Genomic DNA, 15,313 nt, shown 5'->3' on the forward strand with positions numbered 1-15,313 from the left:
GACGGTATTTCATATCATCTGGAGCTTCGCCAAATCACCTGCGAGACGATCCATCATCATTTAGCCGGACTCTCACTTTCTTTGATCCAGGCCTGTGCGCTGCGATCGGCCAATCGGACCACCTCAAACGACACGATCAGGCCGACGTCGCATTAAGCCGCCTCCTGCAGTTCGGGGTGGTGGGTGTCTGGTGACGCGGGTGATGGCGCGAGTTGTGGGTATCTGGTGACGTTGATAAGCACATTTCAAACGTCTTGGGTGGGTATTTGATGACGCAGACCGCCTCCTTCGTTCCATCGAGTGATGCGTCATCAGATACCCACAGATATTTCGTGGGTATCTGATGACGACCGTGGGTGTCTGATGACGCGGTTATGGGTGTTTGGTGACGGCGGCGTGGGTATCTGGTGACCCTCGATCCGGTCTCGAAGGGATAACTTCCGCTCCATGACTGGAGAAAGTCCCTCTGACTTCTATCTCTCAGGTAGTTAAACCTGTAGATGACCAGTTAGAAGACTTCAGTTTCAGAGGTGACCACAAGAGGCTGAAGTCCATTTCTCGAAATAGCGATCCCTGCGATGTAACTCTGGGATTCAAGTAGGCGCACGAAGCCTGGTGTGCGACGAGTTCAGCTCCCCTGATGTGTCCGAGGTAGTTTGATCAGCTGTGTGCGGCCGGCTAACGCAATTATGTCCGTGGATAAGGCGGATGGGTGCTCAAGGCTGTTCAGACGGCAGGATCGGTGTTTCTGGCGTGATGATCTCAAATCAGCGGTGTGGGTATTTGGTGACGAAACTCGAACCATATTTTGTGGGTATCTAGTGACGGAACGGGATCAGTGGTTGGTGGGTATTTGGTGACGCCTACGGAGTTTCGAGAAGTGGGTATCCAGTGACGCGTGCATGCGAAGCGCTGTGGGTATTTAGTGACGCCTAGACCCTCGCCGACTCATAGAAGTTTGGTGGCGAGCCAGAATCGTTGGCAATCGCGTCGACGTCTCGTGGGTATCTGGTGACAGCAGGGGTGATGACCTTCGGGCGATGGCCCAAGCGGATTATGGCGCGTGGGTATCTAGTGACACTGCGCCAAGGCTTAGATAAGTTGCGCGCGGCGCTTGGTTGGTTTCACGTGGGGTGGGGACGGGCGGAGGACGAGGAAGTCCTTCTCTACGTCGAGGTTGAGTTCTGGATAGACCAGCTTGACCTCGGTGAGGTTTTTGATGAATTGGGCCTTGAATTGTCGAAGCGTTTCGTACTGTCCGCCGAATTGTGCTCCGAGGTCTGCCCACTTGATCCTGGTGGGGCGGGACAGATTGAACACTCGATATGTTGCCCAAAGGTAGATGTCTAACCGCATTGGTGACGCGCCGAGAGCTCTCATGGCTTCGAGGTTCACAGGAACGGGTGCTTCCACGATGGATCGAAAGAATTCTTGCGAGAGGGTGACGGTGGAGGTCCATAGTCCGCGGTTGTCGCCGTCGGTTCGCTCTCCCTTCGCAAACCACAGCTGCACCTGATCAGCAATCTGGATGTATTTCGTTTGTTCTCCGTAGCCAGACTCATTGGAAGCCAAACCGCGGACGCTCAGCTGGGAGCCGAACAGCCGTTGCAACTGTTCGGTCAGACGCTTCGCGTCACGGCCGCCCTTCGCGAGTCCGATCTTCTGCATGAAAGCGTTCATGCTCTGACCGAGCTCGAGGACCGGACTGTCCGTCCGGACAGCTTCGGTCGCTATCCACGTCAGCGCATGGCGCGGTAGCAGACCGTACGCGTACGCCTCGAAACGGGTCCCGTCCGGCCTGGTCAGCAACGCAGGACGCATCGTCAGTGATACCGCTCCGTTCTGCCGCTCCCAGAACGGGACGTTCCCTGGATCTCGGTACGGCAGTGAAACCTGCGCCCAGACACGAGCGCTATACCCGACCATCGGATCGCTCTCGCCGGACTCTTGCGCAGACGCGAAGTTGAGTGCCTTCAGGCGGTCCCGAGGGATCTTGATGGGTTCCAGGGCGTTCCCTTTTGCCCTTGCAGTTGCCTCAGTCATCGCTGTTAGTCCTCAAGTGCCCCCACTGGGCCTCGATCGCCTGTTCCACGACAGAGCGAATACTCAACCCTTCGCGGGAGGCGATCTCGTCGATCAGGTCTCGGCTCTCCAGCGACACCCGCGTGTTCAGCTGGACGACCAGCTCCCGCGTGCGTCGCGTGTGTCTCGCCGGCTTGTTCTCAACAGCTGTCATGGTGATCTCCGAACGGTGAGCGTGCGAGCTAGCTAGCACGCTTCGAGTCTCCCCGGAATGGGAGATGGAGAACTGCTCATCTTGCGGCGTGTCGAAGCCGCAGAAGGGACGCACAACGGCTCGACCGATGCTCAGGTCCCCTGTCGGGCGACGAAGGAAGAGCGTATTCGCTGCCCGGTTCGCTCACAGCAGCTGCTGGGAAACGAAGTCGAGATCGGAGAGGCACAGAACTGCCAGGGAGCGCCGCTCTTCAGTCGGCCATCGCGTCCAGGGAGAAGATCTTCTGACCAGTTGGCGGGCGGCTGCGCCCTCCTTGGAGGCCGCAGCGCCTGCGTCATGCCTGGCGAAGTCCGATGAGGCCGCGGGTTGGGTCGGCCGGCTGAGGGAACATGCCGCCGTTTTGGACCGCCTCGAGGTGAGGGGCGCAGACCGCGTAGACGGTCAATAGACCGTTGTCGTTCACCGTGAGCTCTGATTCCGCACGCACAGCGCAGTCGCTCATCAGGCATGGCGTCGCTTCCATGCCTGAAGACTAGCCCGGTAGGCGCCTGGTGATCAGACCGTTGCGCAAGAAACCAACCCGCTCACATTCGAACATATGTTCTATTCTGTTGGGATGGACGGTCTTGCTTCGGTGCCTCAGCAAGCGGCGCCGCCGGTGTTCTCCTTAGCCGGGGAGGCGGGAATGGAGGCGTCGTACTTCCCGGATCCCGATGATGGTGATGGCTGAAGCGACGGCGCAGATCAGCGCCCATCCGACGATGTTGTACCACTGGCCATGAAACGCGGCGTAGGTGTTCTCGCCGGCGAGTGCGAACAGGAACACGGCTGCCCCGCCCCAGACCAAGACGTTCGCGGCCAGCGCGGTCTTCGCGAGACTTCCCCGTTTCTGCATGAGCCCACGATCTCACCGTCGGCTGCGAATTGTCCACGGCCATCCGGTCGGCCAGCCAACGCTGGAGGGTGAGCTCGTGGGGTCGAATAGGCGGTATGCGGACTCGGTGGAGCGGCAGTCGCTTGCGAAGATGAACCTCCGCGACATGGTCGGGGAACCGGAAACGCTCACCCCGTTCGAGTTGGATCTCGACAACGAGCTCGTGACCTATGACCCGAAACCGAAAAAGGCCCGCGCCTGGGTGAGGTACGCCGGCCGGCCGATGAAGGTCAACGTCTACGTCCTCGCCTGGACTCGCAACTGCGTCCGGGTGAGATGGGTGAACGGGGAGAAGACCCGGCAAGAGGCGTGGGTATGGCAGCCGGCCGTCGAGAACACGCCCTGGGTCGAGCTCTAAAACGCTCGGCCCCGAGAGCCGGCAGCCGAAGCGGCGGCCCAACGGCTCCGCCGTTGCTCTCTCTTCTCTGATCGGAGCCGCTGCGCGGCGCTGTAGCCGCCCCAGGTGGTGGGGCTTGTTGATTTGGCCGTGAATCCTTCGGAAGCGTACGGGCCTGTCCGTTCCGCGCAAGCAGCTGCGCTGCCGGCTCCTCCGAGATATCCGGCACGCGTTCACCCTTCGGGCTCTCTTATTTCGCGCCGCATATCTCTCCTCTACCGCCCTCCGGGTGGCGCTCCGCGGCCTGTCCCTAGCGGCGGTAAACCGCCTTCACGGCAAAACAACGTGAGGGAGGGAAGAAGGAGAACAGACCATGAGCACCGCAACCGCCACCCGTACCAGCAAGACCCGCACCCCCGCCAAAACGGCTGAGGAGAAGAAAGCGCAGGGCGAGGCGCTGCACCAGTCGATCACCGATCAGGTGGAGGCGCTCCGCGATTCCGGCCGGTGGGAGGCGTTTCTGAATTTCGCGCAGGCGTTCCACGCGTACTCGCTGAACAATGTGCTGCTGATTCTGTCGCAGATGCCCGAGGCGTCCCGGGTGGCGGGGTTCCGGAAGTGGCAGGCCCTGAACCGTCAGGTCCGGAAGGGCTCGAAGGCCATCCGAATTTTCGGGTACTCGACCAAAAAGGTGACCGAGGAGGACGCGAACGGTGACGAGGTAGAGAAGAAGATCTCCCGGTTCCCGATCCTGTCGGTATTCGATGTCAGCCAAACGGACCTCATCGACCCCGCCCTGGGCGACCCCAGCACCCTCACCACGCTTCTTACGGGATCGGATGATCACGGCATCGTCGACGCCCTCAGCACCTACCTCATTGGTGAGGGCTGGAACGTTGAGCGTCGTCCCCTGCCGGGAAGTATGAACGGTGTCACCCGGCCCGCAGAGATGACGGTGGTTATCGACTCGGATCTGTCGCCGGAGGCGGCGGCGAAGACGATGATTCACGAGTGCGCGCACATCCTATTGGGCCACATCGATGACTTGGCCGAGTACGCCCAGCACCGCGGGCTGATGGAGACCGAGGCCGAGAGCGTCGCTTACGTCGTCGCCGGCCTGGTCGGGTTCGACACGTCCGCGTACTCGGTGGGTTACATCGCCGGATGGGCGAACGCCGACACCGATCTGATCAGGTCCACCGCCGCCCGGGTACTCCGCACCGCGCACCAGATCGCCGGAATCCTCACCCCCGAAGACGACGCAACCGACACCCCCGCCGAGGAAACCGCAGCCTGACCTCACCTCCGCGGGGGCGGCCGCCGCCGCCCCCGCCCAACCCCGGAAGAGAAACGCTCATGATCATCACCTACCAGCGCCCCGACACCATCGGCCACAACCTCGACCCAGAAGCGCCCGACGCCGCCCAAAGCATCAATGGCTCCGAGTGCGGAGCCGAAACCATCGACACCGACGGGACGGAATGGCGTTGCACCCGAGCGCCACACCCCGGAGAGGACGAACACCGTGCCGCGTACGACCGGGACGGCGACGGCCCCGACGGCGCCGTCGCGATCGCCTGGACCTACCAATACGCCGACGAAGACCAGACCGCCGAAGTCACCGACAACGCCGCACTCGTACACACCGTCACGGTGTCGTTTCCTGACCGAGCGGGCGGCGTCGACGCCGAGAAGATCCGGACCGCGATCCTTGACCTGTTCTGGGAAGGCGACGCCGACGACATCCAGATCACGGTATCCACCACCTGAACACGCGATCCCTCAGATAAGAAGCAGCCCCGCCCGGGAACACCGGGCGGGGCTGTCCTGTGCCAACCGCCGGGAGAGTGCAGGCAGCGGCCCAACGGCGCTGCCGTCGACTGTCCTGTCTGAGCGGAGCCGCTGCGCGGCGCTGTGTCGCCCCAGGGCCTGGGGCTTGTTGTTGTGCCGTGAATCCTTCGGAAGCGTACGGGCCTGTCCGTTCCGCGCAAGCAGCCGTCGGCTGCCGGTTCCTCCGACATTTCCGGCACGCGGTCGCTGCGCTCCCTTATTTCGTGCCGGAATTCTCTCCCCCACCGCCCTGGCGGGTTGCACTGCACGGCCTGTCCCTAGCGGCGGTAAACCGCCTTCACGGCAAAACAACGAAAGGGAAGAAAGAAATGACCGAACACATCACCGGGATCCGGATCGACAACGACGGGGTCTTGTCCACCGTCAGCATCGACGACACAAACACCCACACGCACCTGTTGGGCATGTACCGGCACATCGGCTGCACGACCGTCGACGTCGTCGGCCTCGAAGGTGGCATCGACGTGTGGGTGGACGACGAAGGCCTGTACACGCAGGACCCTAACCCGACACTCACCGCCATGATCCGGATCACCCGCCCGTGCCAGACGCACCTGTCCGGTCCGGGCCTATTCCTGACCACGGACGGTGAGGGCGACACGCGCGGCCTGACCGAGGAGCAGACCGTCACCGTCATCGGGTGGTGGCAGACCGCAAACGCGATCCTGCCCGTCCAGTAACACCCCAACCCATAACAAAGGTCGGGGACCGAAGCACTCCTAATGCCTCGGTTCCCGACCGAGTAGCCCAACACTATCTAAGGAAGAACATCGTGACCAAGAACAACGCCACCCCCGCAACCGCCACCGCGCCTGACCTTGCTGCGAGCCTCGCAGCGGGAACGGTGACCATCGAGCGCATTAACCCGCAGGCCGTGCAGCTTGACCCGAACATCAGGACCAACCCGGTCCTGCTCCCTGAGTTCGTGGACTCCATCCGCGCCGAGGGAGTCCGCGAGCCGGTCCTCGCCCGCCGAGGAGAGGACGGCATCACCTACGTCTACGACGGACAGCGCCGACTCCTCGCCGCCCGCGAAGCAGGCCTCACATCGATGCTCGCCGTGTTCGGTATCGCCGACACCACCGGCACCGAATCAGGCCGAATCCTTGACCAGCTCTGCACCTTCGCCCGCGCCGAACTCACGCTGACCGACCGGATCGCCGCCTATGAAGCTCTGGCTCTCGACGGCATCAGCGTGGAGAAAATCGCGAAGTCCGCAGGAGCCGACAAAGCCACCGTCACCGGGGCGCTCACCATTGGGAAGAGCAAAGCCGCGACGACCTACGCCGCGTACGGCACCGTCTCCTTCGACCGGTTGCTGCTGATCGCCGAGTTCGAAGGCGACGACGAGGCAATCGCCGCCGTCACGGACTGCGATGACGAAGACCTCGCCTATGTCGCGCAGGAGTGCCGCGACGAGAATGCCCGCCTTGTCCGGCAGGCCGAGATCGTGACCACGCTGGAAGCAGACGGCCTGACCGTTGTCACGGCATGGAACTACTCGACCATGGCGCACCTCTCACGCCTCACCGACGCCGCAGACGACGACACCGAACGGCCTCCACTGGACGCGGGGGCGCACACCAGTTGTGAAGGTCACGCCGTGTTCCTGACGGTGAACGGGCTCGGCGAGGACGACACCGAGACGGTGCCGCTCTGCACGAAGCCGGAACTGCACCAGAGCATCTACCGGGGGTATCGTTCGCCGGTCGCGGAGCCGGTGGAACTGTCGGAGGAGGAAGCCGACGCCCAGGCCGAAGCGAAGCGCGCCGAACGGCGAACCCTGATCGCGAACAACAAAGCATGGGACACCGCCGAAACCGTCCGGAAAGACTGGATCACCGCGCTCCTGGCCCGGAAGAAACTCCCCACCGACGCAGCCGCGTTCGTCGCCGTGACCCTCACCCGGCACTCCTACGACGTGGCTGGTGACAACAGCGGCGGCGCAGCCGTGTTCCTCGGCCACGAAGGGTATGCCGCACGCGAAGCCCTCGCCGCGATGGTCGAAACATCCCCGACGAAGGCCGGGTATGTGAGTCTCGCGGTCGCACTGTCGGCGCGGGAGAACCGGACGAGCCGCGAGTCGTGGCGGAACCCGAACGCCTCTGATGAGGCGTACCTGCTGCAGCTCGAGAAATGGGGCCACCACCTCACCGACGTCGAACGAATCGCCGCAGGCCACACCGCACCGGACGCGGAGTAACACCACCGAGGGGCGGACCGCGCACAAGCGGCCCGCCCCTCCCCCACCATCCGCAGAATGTGCTCGGCTGTGCGGGTGGTGCGGTCGCCGGCCCTCCCGGGGCCGGCGGTGAGGGATCTCGGCGACCCCTCACACTCCCCACCCAGGGAGAAACCACCCAATTGCGCAACGAGCCGTTGCGCAATTTCGCTACCTGTTTCAGGGCCACTCAGGCTTGCGGAAAGGGAATCGGAATCGGCTCACCGGGTGGTGATTGAAATAGTCCAGCAGCCTGCTGGACTATTTGCCCGGATCAGTAGTCTGGACGGATGGCTTCCGAGATCCGACCGCTGCCCGCCGATTACGCCGCAGTCCTCAACGATCTGAAGACGCGAGTCCGTTCCGCCAGGCTCACAGCGCAGCGACGCGTGAACACCGAACTGATCACCTTGTACTGGAGCATCGGCGACACCATCCTGCAACGACAAAACGACCAGGAATGGGGTGCCCAGGTCGTCGCCCGCCTCGCCGAAGACCTGAGGGCGGAGTTCCCAGCGATGAAGGGGTTCTCGAGATCGAATCTGTTCTACATGCGAGGTTTTGCGCAGGCGTGGCCTGACCGTGAGCAAGTAGTCCAGCAAGCTGCTGGACTATTACCGTGGGGCCACATCATGGTGCTCCTCGACAAGCTCGACCGCCAAACCGACCGTGACTGGTACGCGGAAAAAGCCGCCACGCACGGCTGGTCACGAAACGTCCTCATGAACCAGATCATGAACCGCACGCTGGAACGAACCGGCGCCGCACCCTCAAATTTTGCCGGACAACTCGCACCCACAGACTCCGACCTCGCCGCGCAGCTCGCGAAAGACCCCTACGTCTTCGACTTCCTCGACCTCACCGACGAGGTCGCAGAACGCGACCTCGAACAGGCTCTGATGGACAGGATCGTCGAAACCCTCCGAGAGCTCGGCCCCGGTTTCGCGTTCGTCGGCAGGCAAGTGCACTTCGATGTCGGAGGAGACGACTTCTATGTCGACCTGCTCTTCTTCCACACCGAGCAGCTCCGCTACATTGTCATCGAACTGAAGACGGGGAAATTTGAACCCGCCTACACCGGCCAGCTCGGCTTCTACATCGCCGTCGTCGACGACAAAATGCGCCGCGACTTCCACCGCCCAACTGTCGGAATCCTCATCTGCGGCGGACAGAACAACCACACCGTCCGCTACGCACTCGGCCAAACCCACTCCCCCATGGCCGTCGCAAGCTACACCTACGACTCCCTGCCAGCCGACGAACAACGAATCCTCCCCACCGCAGAACAAATCGCAGCCGCACTCGACTGGAACCCAGACGCCAACTGAGTAAGGCGCTCATCACGGCCTACAACTGAGATGAGGAGGGATTGTGCGAGACCGGATTCGGTACCTTTAGGCGCGCGAGGCGGAGGGTGAGTCAATGACCGCCCTTATCAGCGCTCACACTGCAGTCACCAGACGAAGTTCGTCAACTCGGTTCAGCTATGTAGCTCAGATCAACTGAGCGGGCCACGAGGCGCTGACGGTTCACGATCGGCTTGCTTGTCTATGGGTTTGCCAGTTCGGAAGTCGGTCTGCGGCTCACCGCGCTCTGCGCGAAGATGATTTTCCTGCATGTGGCCTACCCGCTTCTCCCAATCATGTCCATCGGTTATTCCGCCGGACAAAATCAAATTCCGTTTCGTAATGAGGTTGTTCAGTTCAGCAACTAACTCTGCGTTATCATTCCAACACCGTTGGAGAAACCAATCAGTCAAATCGTGCATCGCCTTCTGGTACGGTCCGAGCAGCGGCGACAACTGAATCTGCTCACCGCCGGATTGAATGAAGCTTTGGACGGCGGCGTCCCACCTGAATTCCAAAAGAGCCCCCGCGTTCAACAGAACTTCGGCGGTCATTGTCTCGCCGGCCTGCTTAGCGCTGAATTCCCAAGGTGCCACAACATAGTGCAGAACATAGTTACGGAGTTTCGCTAGGAATAGAGCGCCAGGCACTGTTTCCGTAATCGTTGCCAGTCGCGTGGCGTACTCCTCGCGGAGCCCAGAACTTTGGGCCTTCAATACGATGCGGTTGTGGTCAATAAGTGCTCCCAAGCCGGCAACATAAGCAACGGTCGCCTGGTCCAGCATCAGGCGGATACGCTCTCTCGGCGATGTGTCACCGACGTTCCGAATTACGAGCTCGACAATTGTGGGCTCGTGGTTTTCGCACTGCTCGAGCAGCTTCCGAAGGCTTAGGGAAAAACCCGACCACGCGTTGAAGATCCTCTCGAGATCCCCGAGCCTACGAACCAAGGCTGTACCCGGGTGTTCGTTGTACTCGGTCTCGGCCGCTCGTAAAGCTTCCATGTTCGGATGCTCCCTTGACCAACTACCCATCTCGTTCGACGAATCGTCGTCGTAGTCAGTATCGGTCCGAGAATCTTCTGACGGCATTTCTCTAGTATCTCTGCAGCCAGCGACGCTTGCGGTGCCCAGACTGCCCGTTCACGATTGACTCATCCGTGCCTCCCCGATCGGGCCAAGGCCAAGACCTATCTCCGGACGCGTCAATGGTGGAATAACGACTCCGATTTCAGCAGTGTGTCCGACTTTCAGGGGCGCAGTTCACGGAGACCCCTCACGTTTTCCGCCGAAGCCACGCAGCGGGGCCGCCCTCTGGGCGGCGCAGTTCTTTCGGTTGATTGTGACCTTTCCGGCTGCCGATCGTAGCTCGCTTCGCCCCTCCCGCATCGGCCCGGGTGGACGCGGTCACTTCGTTCCCTTATTTCGCCCACCCGGGCCGGTACTCCCGGGGCTCTCGCTCGCTATCGATTCTCTCGCCGGAAAGGCCAAAAACAATGTTGGCCGAACACTGAAGGAGAACCCCCATGGCTACCACGCACACCGACCCGATCACCGCACTCACCACCCGCACCACCACGCAGGATGAGGACTTCCTCGCCCGCGTCGCGTGGGCGTGCATCACCGAACCCGGAGACACAACCCGCGGCGCACTCATCACCACCCACGGCGCCGCCGAAGCGCTCCGCCTCACCCTCGGCGACCAGCCCGCAGATGACGACGCCGTGACTTTGCGGGAACGTGTCCGGGAGCGGTTCAACGCTGACGTCATCGCCACCACGATCGCCCGTACTAAGGCGCAGGGGTTTCAGATCCTGACGCCGTCGAGCGAGCACTGGCCGGCCGTTCTCGCGGACCTCGGCGACACCGAACCGGTCTGCCTGTGGGTACGCGGTGACGCCGCCCTGCTCGGCACGCCGTCGATCGCGATTGTGGGTGCGCGGGCGGCGACCGGGTACGGGGAGAACGTCACGATGACTCTCACCGAAGGCCTCATCGATCACGGGTGGACGATCGTGTCAGGTGCGGCATACGGGATCGATGGGATGGCGCACCGCGCCGCACTGGCCTGCCGCGGCAACACGGTCGCTGTTCTCGCTGGTGGCGTTGACCGGTTCTACCCGTCGGGGAACGACGGCCTGCTTGGGCGCATCGCGGAAGAGGGCGCGATCGTGTCTGAGATGCCGGCGGGGGTGGCGCCGACGAAGTGGCGGTTCCTGCAGCGAAACAGGATCATCGCCGCGATAGCGCAGAAAACCATCGTCGTCGAGGCCGGGCACCGTTCCGGGTCGCTGAACACCGCCGGTCACGCGTTGGCGATCGGCCGCCCGGTCGGCGCCGTCCCCGGCCCGGTGACGAGCGTCGCCAGCGCGGGATGCCACCGCCTCATCCGCGAACACGGCGCCACCCTCATCACCACCGCTGACGAGGCCCACGAGCTCTAAAAATGGTGGGCGGGCCAGCCTTCCGGGCTGGCCCGCGAGGGGGAACCCGCCGTTCCCCCTCGCACTCCCCCTCCGACCAATGTGGCGCTATGCGGCGGAAACGGAACGCCGCTGAGCGCGACGTGCAGTCCCACTAGGTTGTGCGTGATGCCCAACCCGTGAACCCGGATAGGAGGCCGTGCCCGGGTCACACCACACGGTCCGTGACGTGCAGACAAGACGTGACGGTGTGGCCTGGGTGCGGGCGGGAGGTTGGGGTCCCGCTGTCCACCTGTGGGCAGGATGAGCCCGGAGGAAAGAGCTCGTGCTGTCCACAGGTGGACAGGGGGTTACGGAACACACCGTGGTGTGTGCTCTACTCGCCGGCGCCATCTAACGATGACGCACTGGACCGACTGCTGCGTCGCAGCCGAGGAGCCGCGGCGGTCTTCACAGGCGGACGTGCTCCGGTCGCGCGGAGTTCTTTGTCGCTCCACCCGGAGGTGATCGCATCCGCCCACGCCCGGCCATGTGCATCGCGGGCGTCCTTGACACCTTGCTCGGCGGCGTCGACAGTGTTCGTCGCGTCGACGAGTGTACGGACGGCGTTGACGCGGCGTTCGGTGGTTTCGTGGAGGAGTTCGCGGGCAACGCGAACGGCCGCCTCTGGGTCGAGTTTCTGATCTGTCATGCCGATCAGATTAACCGGATTCACACCGCGATCGCCACCCCTGACCCGGCCCCGCCGGATCCTCACACCCCACCATGGGCGGTCAGGGCGTGAGCTGAGAAATATTTTGAGAGCAAGCTATAAGTTTACCCGGGGTAATCTGCTTGTGCCCCTTCCGCCGCGCGGCCGGTGCGGGGCATACTTGTCGTATGGTCCCCGCCTGGGGGCGGGTTCGCTGCGCTGGGCCTTGGAAGGATTGGGTTGTGTCGGATTCGTCGCGTGAGGGTCGCCTGTTCGGGCGGCGTCGGCGTGCGAACGTACCGACCGAGCAGAGGCGGTCGAAACGCTACGAGGTGTCCGTCAGCCCGATGGAGGATGCGCACCTGCGGGCCCGGGCGGAGGTGCTGGAGGTGACGGTGCCGCGCCTGTTGTTCGAGTCCGCGATGAACGCGCAGGTCCGGACGGACACGGAATGGAAGCTCGTCGGCGCTGAACTGTTCCGGGTGTCGAGGTTGATGAAGTCGGTGTCGGACAACATGAACCAGCTCGCGAAGTTCGCTAACTCGGAAGGCCGCTTCCCGGCCGAAGCAGAGGACGTGTACGCGGAGTACCGCCGGTTGCTGCCGAAGCTCGAGGCGACGATCGACAGGCTGGCGGGCCAGTGAGAACGAACATCACCCGCGGGTCGCAAATGTCCGGGCTCATGTCGTATCTCGCGGGCGGCGGGAAGTCGAACGAGCACACCGAACAACACCTTGTTGCTGGGGATCCGGCGATCATGGCGATGCACGGCGACGCGGTCCTTGACCATACAACCGCGCTTGAGATCGCGAAGAGCCTCGACCGGCCGAGGAAATTCTTCGGCGTCGAAGTGACCCGCCTCGCTGTGCAGAAAGGCGACGACGGTGTCGCCCTCCGAGACGCCGCCGGCGCTGTAGTGAAGGAACGCGTCCAGGCCGACGTGTGGCACTGCTCCTTGTCGTTGGCTGCGGAAGAAGGTCAGCTGACGGACGAGAAATGGGGGCAGATCTCAACCGACTTCGTTGACCGGATGGGGTTCGCCGGCGACGACCTCGGGAAGGCGAACTGCCGGTGGGTTGCCGTCCGTCACGGGCTGTCGAAGAACGGCAACGACCACGTCCACATCGCTGTTTCGTTGGTCCGTGAGGACGGGACGAAAGCGGACGTGAACAACGACTACAACCGGTCCCAGAAGATCAGCCAAGAACTGGAACGCGACTACGGGTTGCAGGTCTACACCCAGCCCGAACGCGAATACGGCGAACGCGGCATCCGGCCCGGCGCCCGCGAATCCGCGAACCGTCGCGGACAGAAAGAACCCGACATGCACCGCCTCGAGCGCGCCATCCGCGCCGCCGCCGTGTCATCGGTCGATGAGGGTGAGTTCGTGCGGCGGATGCGGCAGGCCGGCGTCCTGATCCGGCCTCGATTCGCCGCCGGACGCGACGACGTCGTCGCCGGCTACTCCGTCGCACTACGACCAGAGAAAGGGCAGCCGGTGATCTGGCACGGTGGTGGGAAACTCGCCCGCGACCTCACCCTGCCCGAACTCCGGAAAGGGTGGCCGGACCGCCCCGAAACCGCAACCGCCGCCGTCCAGGAATGGCGGGCCACGTCGAAGAACCCATGGCGGTACACACCCGCGAACCCGGGCCGGGAAACCCGTGAACCCTCCCCCGGCCTCTGGACGAAGTACGCCCGCGAACTCAGCGCGCTTCGCGAGAAGATGCGTGCCGTGCCAGCGTCGGATCGGGACGCGTGGGCGCGCGTCGCCCGGGAGACGTCGGGTGCGTTTGCGGCCTGGTCGCAACGCGTCGAAACCACCCCCGGGCCCCTCGCCGAAGCATCACGAAGCCTCGCCCGGTCGGCGCATCTGCGGGCGCATGAGACGAAGGCGCGACCGGTGGCGTGGGCGTCGGCCGCCGGCAACGCGATGGTGCTCATGCAGGTCGCCCAGACCGGGAAACCGACCCTCGCGTTGGCGTTGGTGCTGCGTGAGCTCGAGAAGCTCAGCCGCGCCGTCCACGACATGCACCGCGCTGCCGGCGACGCCAGCCGCGCCAGCGACGTCCGCAACATGATGCAACACCGCCTCCACACCGTCTCCCAGCAAATGCCACACATCCCCGACTCGGGAATTGGGGCGACCGTAGTTCAGACGTTGACGGCGGAGCAGCAGCAGGTCCGGGCGCGGATGGCAGCCGAACGCGGCTGGGCCGACGGCACACCCCTCCCTGCGCCGCTGACCAAACGCGCACCCGACTGGGCCACAGACGGGGCACCGCAGCGCGGACGCGACGACGACCGCGGCCGCTAACCCCTCACGCACGAACCGGATGAACAGGAGCCACAGATGACTGAGCATGATGCAGACGGCGGGGTCGAAGAGCAAATGCATGCCGCTACCCGGACCGCGCTGACGGTCGCCCTGCAGATGGGCGAACGATTCGCCCGGGTCCGGGAAGAGATGGCACGCCAAGCCGAGCGCCGCGACACCGCCGTTGCCCGCGAGCTCGCGAGCAGGTTCGATGCGGAACGAGCAGCTGCCCGGGCAGAGCTCGTGGTCGTCGACCAGCCCACCTGGTGGGAGAACGCCAGCAGAGCCGATGTCGCTCGCGTCGCAGAAACCGCCCAGACCTGGCGAGGCCTAGACGACCGCGCCGCCGCAGCGGCGGACACCATCGGCCGGGAAGTGCAGGAACGGTACGGCGTCGACGTCAACTCGCTGCCAACGTCCGAGCGCCGGACGGCGGGCGAAGAGCGTGCTGAGGCTGCGCTGCTCATCGCGGAAGCAGACCGGCTCGACCGCAACACCAACAACCAGGCCGCTGCCGGCGAGATACCGGCAGATGTTGTCGCGGACCTCGAGGCGCAGGCGCGTTCCTACGATGACGCGGCCGCCCGGGGCGGGGAGGACGGCAAGACCCCCGACGAGCTCCGCGAACTCGCCTCAGACGCCCGCGCCCAAGCACAACTGCACCACACCACCAGAGAAGCCGCCGCCCCATCGCCGGTCGCTGACACGGCACGCACGGATGCCGACGACAACTACGACAGCGCTGCCCGGCGCGACGCGTTCGCGGCGGACCTCGAAAGCAGAGGTGTCAGTTCAGAGGACATCAAAGCGCGCCTCCGCGCAGACGTTGACCACGCACGCCCCGCCCACGAAGTACTCACCTCGCCAGCCCGTGCGTCCCGGGTGAAGTCACCGTCCGGGACTCCGGCCGGCCGGCAGAGGCAGCGCGGCGACCGCAGCCGCTAACCACGGGGGCCGA

General features: G+C 63.8%; 15 protein-coding genes. 10 read left to right on the top strand and 5 right to left on the bottom strand.

Annotated elements, in window-relative coordinates:
* Window positions 1-1,092: 1,092 nt before the first annotated feature.
* From FB464_RS19095 to FB464_RS19105, 3 genes are all read right to left on the bottom strand, one after another.
* Window positions 1,093-2,043, bottom strand: a complete 951-nt coding sequence (locus FB464_RS19095) for a replication protein RepA (protein WP_116416788.1) — start codon at window positions 2,041-2,043, stop codon at window positions 1,093-1,095.
* Window positions 2,036-2,236, bottom strand: a complete 201-nt coding sequence (locus tag FB464_RS19100) for a hypothetical protein (RefSeq protein ID WP_142206772.1) — start codon at window positions 2,234-2,236, stop codon at window positions 2,036-2,038. Before FB464_RS19100 ends, FB464_RS19095 begins: the two co-directional genes overlap by 8 nt.
* Window positions 2,237-2,903: 667 nt before the next feature.
* Entirely contained in the window at window positions 2,904-3,131 is a 228-nt protein-coding gene (locus tag FB464_RS19105; RefSeq protein WP_116416790.1) for a hypothetical protein, read from the bottom strand.
* Here FB464_RS19105 and FB464_RS19110 point away from each other — a divergent pair.
* The 6 genes from FB464_RS19110 (at window position 3,130) to FB464_RS19135 (ending at window position 8,907) form a co-directional block, all read left to right on the top strand.
* Window positions 3,130-3,528 (top strand): hypothetical protein, encoded by a 399-nt coding sequence (locus tag FB464_RS19110; protein ID WP_142206773.1) that lies wholly within the window; start codon window positions 3,130-3,132, stop codon window positions 3,526-3,528. The two genes, FB464_RS19105 and FB464_RS19110, sit on opposite strands and share 2 nt — an antisense overlap.
* A gap of 352 nt (window positions 3,529-3,880) precedes the next feature.
* Window positions 3,881-4,804: an ArdC-like ssDNA-binding domain-containing protein gene (locus tag FB464_RS19115; RefSeq protein WP_116416792.1), complete on the top strand. Its 924-nt coding sequence runs from the start codon at window positions 3,881-3,883 to the stop codon at window positions 4,802-4,804.
* 59 nt (window positions 4,805-4,863) lie between these two features.
* A complete protein-coding gene (locus FB464_RS19120) occupies window positions 4,864-5,277 on the top strand; it encodes a hypothetical protein (RefSeq protein WP_116416793.1) in 414 nt (137 codons plus the stop codon).
* Window positions 5,278-5,666: 389 nt separating this feature from the next.
* The gene (locus FB464_RS19125; RefSeq protein ID WP_116416794.1) at window positions 5,667-6,038 is read left to right on the top strand and encodes a DUF3846 domain-containing protein; all 372 of its coding nucleotides are present in this window, start codon (window positions 5,667-5,669) and stop codon (window positions 6,036-6,038) included.
* A gap of 92 nt (window positions 6,039-6,130) precedes the next feature.
* On the top strand, window positions 6,131-7,561 hold the full coding sequence (locus FB464_RS19130) for a ParB/RepB/Spo0J family partition protein (protein ID WP_170152049.1): 1,431 nt from the start codon (window positions 6,131-6,133) through the stop codon (window positions 7,559-7,561).
* A gap of 308 nt (window positions 7,562-7,869) precedes the next feature.
* On the top strand, window positions 7,870-8,907 hold the full coding sequence (locus tag FB464_RS19135; protein ID WP_116416796.1) for a PDDEXK nuclease domain-containing protein: 1,038 nt from the start codon (window positions 7,870-7,872) through the stop codon (window positions 8,905-8,907).
* 170 nt (window positions 8,908-9,077) lie between these two features.
* On the opposite strand, the gene FB464_RS19140 is transcribed toward FB464_RS19135, so the two are convergent.
* The gene (locus FB464_RS19140; RefSeq protein WP_142206774.1) at window positions 9,078-10,016 is read right to left on the bottom strand and encodes a hypothetical protein; all 939 of its coding nucleotides are present in this window, start codon (window positions 10,014-10,016) and stop codon (window positions 9,078-9,080) included.
* Window positions 10,017-10,450: 434 nt separating this feature from the next.
* Between FB464_RS19140 and dprA the strand changes: the two genes are divergently transcribed.
* Window positions 10,451-11,368, top strand: coding sequence for a DNA-processing protein DprA (gene dprA / locus FB464_RS19145; RefSeq protein WP_116416798.1), 918 nt, complete (start codon window positions 10,451-10,453; stop codon window positions 11,366-11,368).
* 355 nt (window positions 11,369-11,723) lie between these two features.
* On the opposite strand, the gene FB464_RS19150 is transcribed toward dprA, so the two are convergent.
* Entirely contained in the window at window positions 11,724-12,038 is a 315-nt protein-coding gene (locus FB464_RS19150) for a hypothetical protein (protein ID WP_142206775.1), read from the bottom strand.
* Between the two features lie 242 nt (window positions 12,039-12,280).
* On the opposite strand from FB464_RS19150, the gene FB464_RS19155 reads away from it, so the two are divergent.
* The 3 genes from FB464_RS19155 to FB464_RS19165 are packed head-to-tail and all read left to right on the top strand — an operon-like array spanning window position 12,281 to window position 15,300.
* Window positions 12,281-12,682, top strand: coding sequence for a plasmid mobilization protein (locus tag FB464_RS19155; RefSeq protein ID WP_116416800.1), 402 nt, complete (start codon window positions 12,281-12,283; stop codon window positions 12,680-12,682).
* Window positions 12,683-12,708: 26 nt separating this feature from the next.
* Window positions 12,709-14,355, top strand: coding sequence for a relaxase/mobilization nuclease domain-containing protein (locus FB464_RS19160; protein ID WP_116416801.1), 1,647 nt, complete (start codon window positions 12,709-12,711; stop codon window positions 14,353-14,355).
* 36 nt (window positions 14,356-14,391) lie between these two features.
* Window positions 14,392-15,300, top strand: coding sequence for a hypothetical protein (locus FB464_RS19165; protein WP_142206776.1), 909 nt, complete (start codon window positions 14,392-14,394; stop codon window positions 15,298-15,300).
* The last annotated feature ends 13 nt before the right edge of the window (window positions 15,301-15,313 follow it).

The organism is Subtercola boreus (assembly GCF_006716115.1).
GTDB lineage: Bacteria > Actinomycetota > Actinomycetes > Actinomycetales > Microbacteriaceae > Subtercola > Subtercola boreus.

Bases quoted from the DNA above. Each gene is read 5' to 3' on its own strand.
- FB464_RS19115 (WP_116416792.1), top strand. From the start codon at position 3,881: ATGAGCACCGCAACCGCCACCCGTACCAGCAAGACCCGCACCCCCGCC.
- FB464_RS19165 (WP_142206776.1), top strand. From the start codon at position 14,392: ATGACTGAGCATGATGCAGACGGCGGGGTCGAAGAGCAAATGCATGCC.
- FB464_RS19125 (WP_116416794.1), top strand. From the start codon at position 5,667: ATGACCGAACACATCACCGGGATCCGGATCGACAACGACGGGGTCTTG.
- FB464_RS19135 (WP_116416796.1), top strand. From the start codon at position 7,870: ATGGCTTCCGAGATCCGACCGCTGCCCGCCGATTACGCCGCAGTCCTC.
- FB464_RS19105 (WP_116416790.1), bottom strand. From the start codon at position 3,131: ATGCAGAAACGGGGAAGTCTCGCGAAGACCGCGCTGGCCGCGAACGTC.
- FB464_RS19120 (WP_116416793.1), top strand. From the start codon at position 4,864: ATGATCATCACCTACCAGCGCCCCGACACCATCGGCCACAACCTCGAC.
- FB464_RS19095 (WP_116416788.1), bottom strand. From the start codon at position 2,043: ATGACTGAGGCAACTGCAAGGGCAAAAGGGAACGCCCTGGAACCCATC.
- FB464_RS19160 (WP_116416801.1), top strand. From the start codon at position 12,709: ATGTCCGGGCTCATGTCGTATCTCGCGGGCGGCGGGAAGTCGAACGAG.
- FB464_RS19150 (WP_142206775.1), bottom strand. From the start codon at position 12,038: ATGACAGATCAGAAACTCGACCCAGAGGCGGCCGTTCGCGTTGCCCGC.
- FB464_RS19100 (WP_142206772.1), bottom strand. From the start codon at position 2,236: ATGACAGCTGTTGAGAACAAGCCGGCGAGACACACGCGACGCACGCGG.
- FB464_RS19140 (WP_142206774.1), bottom strand. From the start codon at position 10,016: ATGCCGTCAGAAGATTCTCGGACCGATACTGACTACGACGACGATTCG.
- FB464_RS19110 (WP_142206773.1), top strand. From the start codon at position 3,130: ATGAGCCCACGATCTCACCGTCGGCTGCGAATTGTCCACGGCCATCCG.
- dprA (WP_116416798.1), top strand. From the start codon at position 10,451: ATGGCTACCACGCACACCGACCCGATCACCGCACTCACCACCCGCACC.